The organism is Brasilonema octagenarum UFV-OR1 (assembly GCF_963888615.1).
Classification (GTDB): domain Bacteria; phylum Cyanobacteriota; class Cyanobacteriia; order Cyanobacteriales; family Nostocaceae; genus Brasilonema; species Brasilonema sennae.
Map to the genome: position 1 here is coordinate 1 of NZ_CAWPKW010000165.1, position 7469 is coordinate 7469.

Genomic DNA, 7469 nt, shown 5'->3' on the forward strand with positions numbered 1-7469 from the left:
GATTCTAGATTTTAATCCAAAATCCAAAATCTAAAATCTAAAATTGTCTCGGTCAAAAGTCAATTCAATCTATAGATGGTTGTATCACTTTAATCAGTCGTAAATTTAAGTCAGCATTATTTTCAATTGCTATCATCCAGAAGAAATATCACCAAATGTAATATTTCCGGCAGTACCTATATCAAAGCCAAAATTTCTATCACCAACAATCCCCACCCCATTATTAACTTGATTGCTGATACTGCGAATGTTTTCTTGCGCTTCTGTTTTCACGTTATCCCATCCCTCTTGAGGTAAACCTTTACCTCCGCGTAACAATGCGACGGGGAAATCTTCAGTTGCAAAGTCAAAAAACGGAGTTTGTTCTTTACCTAATTTATTGGCGCTTTGGGGAACAGTTTTCCCTAAATAATTCATTAAATGGGAAACCCGCACGACTTTATCTCCTGGTTGGTTGGCTGCACCTTGCAATGCTTCGAGGAAATGGTATGTGTAAACGCTCATTTTGCCATCAGGACGAATATAAGATGATTGTTTTCCTGTGGAGGAGGTGAAAACTATTCTTCCTGTACCTTGTTTTAAGTCGTCTATAAGGTTTTTGGGTAAAATAGAAATTTTGTTTAAATGCCAAAGCCAATTCTCTGGTCTAATAGTACTTAGAAAATTACATAACTTAGGGTATTCTCTGTGGTAAAAGCACGTAGAATTCGATTCCGTTTTGGTCTGCTAGCCCTTGCCGTTGGTACCGCCCTCTTGCAGCCTATGGTGGCGCGTACACAAGATGCACCCGAAGCAGGTAGTGGTCGCATTGAGCGCGAAGCTGTCATTACTCAGAAGTATATGGCAGTAGCAGCTAACCCTCTAGCATCAGCAGCAGGTAGTGAAATTCTCCGTGCTGGAGGAAGTGCGGTTGATGCGGCGATCGCTATCCAATTAGTACTCGGCTTAGTTGAGCCACAGTCCTCTGGACTGGGTGGAGGGGCTTTCCTCGTTTACTACGATGCTAAAGCTAAACAACTTCGTACCTATGATGGTAGAGAAACTGCTCCAGCTGCTGCTAAACCAGACCGTTTTCTTGATGCGGATGGCAAAGCGCTACAGTTCTACGATGCTGTTGTTGGCGGAAAATCTGTAGGTGTGCCTGGGGCAGTCAGGATGCTAGAACTGGCACACAAGAAACATGGCAGGTTACCTTGGAAGCAACTTTTTCAACCTGCGATCAAACTGGCTGAAAAAGGCTTTCCCATCTCGCCACGCTTGTACACTCTACTGAAGACAGAACAGTATCTCCAGCGCACGGAGCGAGCTAGGAACTACTTCTTCCAACCGGATGGCACTCCCAAGCCTGTCGGCACTATACTTGTCAATCGGTCTTATGCCCAGGTACTGCGCCAAATTGCCAAGGGAGGTGCTGATGCCTTTTACAAGGGTGAAATTGCTAACGATATCGTTGCTACGGTGCAACAAGCAGGCGTACCAGGCGATTTAACAACCACCGATCTAGCAACCTATCAAGCAATAGAACGACCACCAGTGTGTGGGGTTTACCGAGTTTACAAAGTTTGCGGTATGGGTGCTCCAAGTTCTGGGGGTCTAACCGTGTTACAAATTCTCGGCATCCTCGAAAATTTCAATTTAGCTAGCTTAGAGCCGGCTTCATTAAAGGCAGTGCATCTGTTCTCTGAAGCTGGACGGCTTGCTTATGCTGACCGGGGATTCTACATAGCCGATCCAGATTTCGTGTCCGTACCATCTAACGAATTGCTCGACCCTGAATACCTCAAGCGCCGCGCTGCGCTAATAAGTCTTGACCGTGCCTTGACTGAAGCCAAACCTGGTGAGCTACCTTTACACCCTGCGCTTCTGAGGGGAAAAGATGATTCTCCAGAGTTTCCTTCCACCAGCCATGTTGCAATTGTTGATCGCTACGGTAACGCGGTGTCGATGACTACTAGTATTGAGGATGCTTTTGGCTCAAGATTGCTGGTGCGAGGCTTCTTGCTCAACAATGAACTCACAGATTTCTCTTTCTCACCCACAACAAGTGATGGTAAGCCTGTCGCTAATCGGGTAGAACCTGGAAAGCGCCCCAGAAGTTCGATGGCTCCCATGATGGTGTTTGACCAGCATGGCAAGCTAGTCATGGTGGTTGGCTCTGCAGGTGGTGCGAGAATTATCAACTTCGTAGCTAAGGCACTGGTTGGAGTACTGGACTGGAAACTCGACAGCCAGCAAGCGTTATCACTGCCAAATTTCGGTAACCGCAATGGTCCAACGGAACTGGAGGGGTACAAGTGTTGCGAACCTCAAGTCTGCGTTAGAAGCGCTCGGTCATTCGGTGCAAGTTGTGGAGCAAACCAGTGGTTCCCACGGCATTATCATAACCGAGCAGGGTTTGCTCGGCGGCGCAGATCCCCGTCGCGAAGGAGAAGCTATAGGCAAATAAATTGGTGTAGTGAAAAATTGTAGAGACGCGATACATCGCGTCTTTTGTCAAATCATCAATAGACCTCTCCAAAAATGGCTATGAAACCAATACCCCGCGCTTGCACTAAAAATCATTTTTGGAGAGGTCTAATCAGAATAATCACTACCAGAACCATACTTCCAGGCATCACTCCAACGATTCCAATAATATTTAGATATACTGGGTAAATTCTTTTTCCACGGTTCTAACATTTGACTCAGCCAAAATAAAACAGAGTAAATTCCTAAATTCCCATAGTGAACCATCCAACCGAGTAAAGTTCCCAAACCAACTTGAGGAATAACTTTGCCAATTAATCCTGGATGTGTTACGCCAGTTTTTATAAGCGTTTTTGTCAGCGCCGGGAACTGTACCACATCTTGCAAAAATGGTTTGAGTACAGATTCACCGAGTTGTTGCATTTGTTGAAATACTGCAGACAGGAGTTGATTAATTTGATTTGGATCAATTTTTTGATTAACATCAACACTCATTGCTTTTTGGAATAGCCAAGTCACAGCTAAACTAGGTTGGTATGGTTGCAGTGGTGCGATTTGTTTTGCAGATAACTGATCTATTTGTAGCGCCTCGTGAATACCTAATGTTAAACGCTGTAAGTGACGCACCATCGCACCAAAACCGCCAAAACTCAAGGGAGACTGACTCCCACTGCTATCTCCAACAGGTAAAATGCGATTCCAAGGTGTCTTGAGTGGAGAACGATAGGAGGGAAAAAAGCCAAATAGCGCTCGTTTAAATGTAAGCTGGCTTAACTCCACGCCTTGATATTCCGGCATTAAACGTAGATAATCCTCAAATAGAGCTTCTAAACTCAAGCGTTGTGGATTGGCATCCATGTAAGTAAACATGTAAGTCGTTCTACCATCCCTTGCTGGGAAAGCTTCCCAAAAGTATTGGCATTGATTTTGCACAGGTGTGAATGATAACAGTAAGTCGCCTGTGTGATTTTCTGGAAAACCTTGAGCACAAGTTCCCACAACTAAACAAAGTGCATCTGGTTTTTGTCCCTGACGTGCTTGCTGGATTATGGGAGAAAGATATCCCATTGCATCAATTAATAACCTGGTTTTGAATTGGTTGTTTACCATCACTCCATCAGGATGAACAACTGCTTCTGTAAACGGAGTATTTTCAAATAACTTTCCACCAGATGTAAGAAATCGCTGCTTTAAAGTTTCCAGCAAATAAACTGGATCGACACCAATGTTCAGAACATCTCTTACCCAAACTTCTGTACCACCAAAAAAGCTGACTCTTGCGGGATTGTATTGTGTGGCGATCGCCTGTTCTAATTCTGCATCCGTCAGTAAATTTAACTCCAAGAAAACTTGTAATTCTTTACGAGAAATATTCCATTCTTGCTCTCTACCACGTAACATTGAGCGTTCTATTAACGCCACTCGCACTCCCTTCACAGCTAAGGCACAGCCAATTAAAATGCCTAATGTTCCGCCGCAGATGACAACATCCCAATCTATAGCACCCAAAGGTTGCTGAGTTTCTTTTACGACCATTGGTACAGGAGCGTTATCCTCTCTCACTGATGTCAAAATGCGATCAGCTTGGCGTAACTTATCTAAAATATTTCCTGGTAGTTGTGAAAGAACATTTTCCGTCAGGGACATAATACTAAATTCCACTATAGTCACTATTTGTGATCGTACTAATATAAATTAAAAGTCAAAGTCAATCTTAAATTTTCCGAAGTTATTTCTCAAGATAGATGATTATAGGAATCCGGTTTTGTTTCTCTTAGCTTGCGTGGCAAAGCCATAGGAACTCGTTGAGGTAGGGAACACAACGACCACGCTCAGTGCATCGCAGGCTTCGCTTAACGCTTAACAGAAACTGTACTTAGCTTCGTCAAAATCTGCCGAGGAATTCTATATGAGATAAATAACTCTTGATTTCATGAAAGAGTCATTAATGAAAGGAAATAGAATTCAACTTGTTTTTCAAGATATAGGACTAAGTAGGTGGGCGCTAAAAAACACAACTAAATTAAGAAATGTAAATCGCTTAAAAGCTTCTTTTTAAAAGATTTTTGGCGCTTTACATAAGTTAACATAGTTCGATTTAATCATGCCTACTTACTTACGGATGGATTTTTGGTTTCTTTCATCCTGAAGGTGCGCCCCGCACATGGGTTGCTGACAATAAGCCGCTCCGCGTCTACGCACTCAAGCTGTGATTGTTGTGGTGAGGCGAAGAATTGTCAGTTTGTAAAACGATTAGCACTTCAGTTGGAATTTGGATTCCAACTTTAGTTGGAGCCAACGTTCGATTTTGAGATAGACTAATTGATCAATCACTTTATTGAACAAAAGTTTCAACTTTAAGTGGACGACAAATTAGAGCTAATTGCATATATTTGAATTTATGCAAACACAGATATAAGAATTCTGGCGTTGCATAATTAAGGGATGAACTGTCCTAATTGTGCATCCACTCATAACCGTAAAAACGGGCGTTATTGTGGTAAACATAACTACATTTGTGTCAAATGCGAGCACCAATTTGTCGAATTATATTCAAAACGAGGTTAAGTAAATCGGCATGGAAAAACCAAACTATGTAAAGATAAATAAATACGGATAATGTATCTACCGAGGTGACTGAAAATATGGGTGCTCGTCTAAGGGTATTCCTGACTAATGAGCAAAACAAAACCGTCACGATTACGATCAGTGGCAGGAGTTAGGCAATCCCGGTTGGAGATACTAAGATGTATTGCCATACTTCAAAAAGTCTGAAAACCAGCAATGGGGAGCATCCGAATTCCATGGTGTCGATGGAGCGTTGAGCGTTACCGATCCAATTGCCCCTGCTGTGACATCACAAAGATTTGTAGAAGCAACCGTTGCACTGGGTTATGGACGCAATCCTGATTTCAAGGGCGCGCAGCAAGAGAGAGCTGAACTGTATCAGTTGACTATCAAAGATGGTAAGCGGCACAGTACGGCGGCAGCGTTTTTAGTACGTATTTTGGATCGCCCTAACTTAACAGTTACTACTGGTGCGTTAGTTACTTGGTTATTGTTTGAGGGAACGCGCAAGGTAGGAGTGGAATACATACACCGGGGAACGATACACCAATCCTTTGTACAACAGGAAATCATTCTCTCTGGCGCGTTCGATTCGTCCAAACTGCTGATGCTCTCTGGGATTGGCAATGCAGAACACCTGCGATCGCTCGACATTCCCGTAGTTGTTAATTTACCTGGTGTCGATCAGAATCTCCAAGATCACCTTACTGTCCCGGTGGCACACCAGGTAACTGTGGATCTGCAACCTGCTCTAACCAGCAATATCGCGGAAGCCGGATTGTTTTTACATACTGAGAGTAATTTGAGTGTTGCGCCAGATTTGCAGTTTTTCTCTGGTCCTGTTTTGTGGGCTTATCGTCAGACATCGTCTAACTATCTCAATTCACCTTCTATTAATGGAGTTGTTTTCATGATTCATCAGTGGAGTATCGCCTCTATGTGCGATTGCGCGGAGCAAAAGACGCTTGAAGGCTTATCGCTGCTCAAAATTCGCTCCGCGTTGCCAGTGTGGGAAATATTCAACGCTCAAAACCCATTAACGCTTAATTGCACAGTAGCTGTTGAAGCCTCACAAAACTACCATATCTTTAACCATAGGAAAAACTATGAAAACACCACTGAAAAAATTCACGTTACTCCTTGTTATGACAATCTGTGTTTGGGCTAATTTCTCCTTAAGAGCCTCTGCTGATTCTACTGCTGGTTTAATCCTCAGTATGAGATGCCAGGGTGGATACAATATCAATGTTTGGAAAAAGCATTCTTCGGGTCAACTTCTCTACCGCGCTACCAGTTCCAACGGTAATTTGAGTTTGGACGGAGGAACGAGCCAAGCTACAGAAGGGGTTCGAGTGTATAAATTTCCGAATCGCAATTATGAATACTGGGTGTGGGATGGCACGCTAGATAGTCAGCAGTCTGGAACTTTAGAGGTGTATAAAAACAATCATATCCTCATGCGACAGGCTTGTACGAAAGGTTGATGAGGAGTAAGTGCTGCCCTCTAGGAACTCATCTTCAGTTCAAACACAAATTAACTCGCTCATGATTCAACAAGTGTCATAGCAACACACCGGCATTTGATTCATGGTGCGATACACGGAGCGTAAAGCCAAGGGCTTGTCGTTATTACAGTTTCACGTTCAAATCTTGTCAACCATTACAACAAAACAGGAGAATTCCAATGTCTGATACAACACAAACAAAAATCGTCGTTCTTCAAAAAGGTTCAACCGGACCAGAAGTCACAGACCTACAATACATCTTACAAATTCGCAAATTTACTCTAAATGCACCTGATGGCATTTTTGGTCCGCGCACCGAAGCCGCCGTTATCCAATTTCAGAAGTCTAAAAACCTAAAGCAGGATGGTGTTGTTGGCTTACAAACTTGGGCAGCAATGCAATATGCTTGGCCGAACAATCAACCTGGAACTTTCTTGAGAGAGGGGGATAGCGGCAATGCAGTTCGGCTGATGCAAGAAGCGATGGTGTCAAAGGGAATAAATCCAGGTCAACCCGATGGCAAGTTTGGTCCTAGAACAAAAGCTGCTGTGATTGAATTTCAAAAGAATGGCGATGGCGAACGCGATTCCAATATTGTAGGGGTTGTAGGTCCGCTGACTTGGGGCGGCATCTTGGGAGACTAGTTAGAGCATTCACTCAAACTTAAGTTCAGTTAGATAGATGCGATCGCCCTTTATGCGATCGCTTCGTAATTCCTCTTTGTCACCCTTTCAGCCTGATTCATCCCACAAATATGCAACACGATTTTATCTTCAGCGATCATTCAAAGACAGTTTTGGCAAATGCATCAGATGCTGTTTATCCATCAACAGGAGTTGGGAAATGGCTATCTAGTGGAGTATGCCAATCGTTTGGGACTTGATATTTGTCAATTTTTGCAGGATTTATCCAAGGGAGCGTATGTCGATC

At 43.3% G+C, this 7469-nt stretch carries 6 protein-coding genes and 2 pseudogenes; 6 read left to right on the plus strand and 2 right to left on the minus strand.

Going from position 1 to position 7469, the window contains the following annotated elements; genetic code table 11:
• Positions 1 to 132 precede the first annotated feature (132 nt).
• On the minus strand, positions 133 to 504 hold the full coding sequence (locus tag AC5590_RS11340) for a hypothetical protein (protein ID WP_169268680.1): 372 nt from the start codon (positions 502 to 504) through the stop codon (positions 133 to 135).
• 183 nt (positions 505 to 687) lie between these two features.
• On the opposite strand from AC5590_RS11340, the gene ggt reads away from it, so the two are divergent.
• A complete protein-coding gene (gene ggt / locus AC5590_RS11345) occupies positions 688 to 2469 on the plus strand; it encodes a gamma-glutamyltransferase (RefSeq protein ID WP_348982786.1) in 1782 nt (593 codons plus the stop codon).
• Positions 2470 to 2574: 105 nt separating this feature from the next.
• On the opposite strand, the gene AC5590_RS11350 is transcribed toward ggt, so the two are convergent.
• The gene (locus AC5590_RS11350) at positions 2575 to 4113 is read right to left on the minus strand and encodes an FAD-dependent oxidoreductase (protein ID WP_169268681.1); all 1539 of its coding nucleotides are present in this window, start codon (positions 4111 to 4113) and stop codon (positions 2575 to 2577) included.
• Positions 4114 to 4911: 798 nt separating this feature from the next.
• Here AC5590_RS11350 and AC5590_RS11355 point away from each other — a divergent pair.
• The 5 genes and pseudogenes from AC5590_RS11355 to AC5590_RS11375 all read left to right on the plus strand — a co-directional run.
• Positions 4912 to 5034 (plus strand): IS1/IS1595 family N-terminal zinc-binding domain-containing protein, encoded by a 123-nt coding sequence (locus AC5590_RS11355; RefSeq protein WP_417281512.1) that lies wholly within the window; start codon positions 4912 to 4914, stop codon positions 5032 to 5034.
• Between the two features lie 121 nt (positions 5035 to 5155).
• Positions 5156 to 5932 (plus strand): annotated as a pseudogene (locus AC5590_RS11360) (GMC family oxidoreductase); the annotation flags it as partial.
• Positions 5933 to 6179: 247 nt separating this feature from the next.
• Entirely contained in the window at positions 6180 to 6518 is a 339-nt protein-coding gene (locus tag AC5590_RS11365; protein ID WP_248277421.1) for a hypothetical protein, read from the plus strand.
• Positions 6519 to 6718: 200 nt separating this feature from the next.
• A complete protein-coding gene (locus AC5590_RS11370) occupies positions 6719 to 7183 on the plus strand; it encodes a peptidoglycan-binding domain-containing protein (RefSeq protein WP_169268684.1) in 465 nt (154 codons plus the stop codon).
• Between the two features lie 129 nt (positions 7184 to 7312).
• A pseudogene (locus tag AC5590_RS11375) lies at positions 7313 to 7469 on the plus strand (DsbA family protein); the annotation flags it as partial.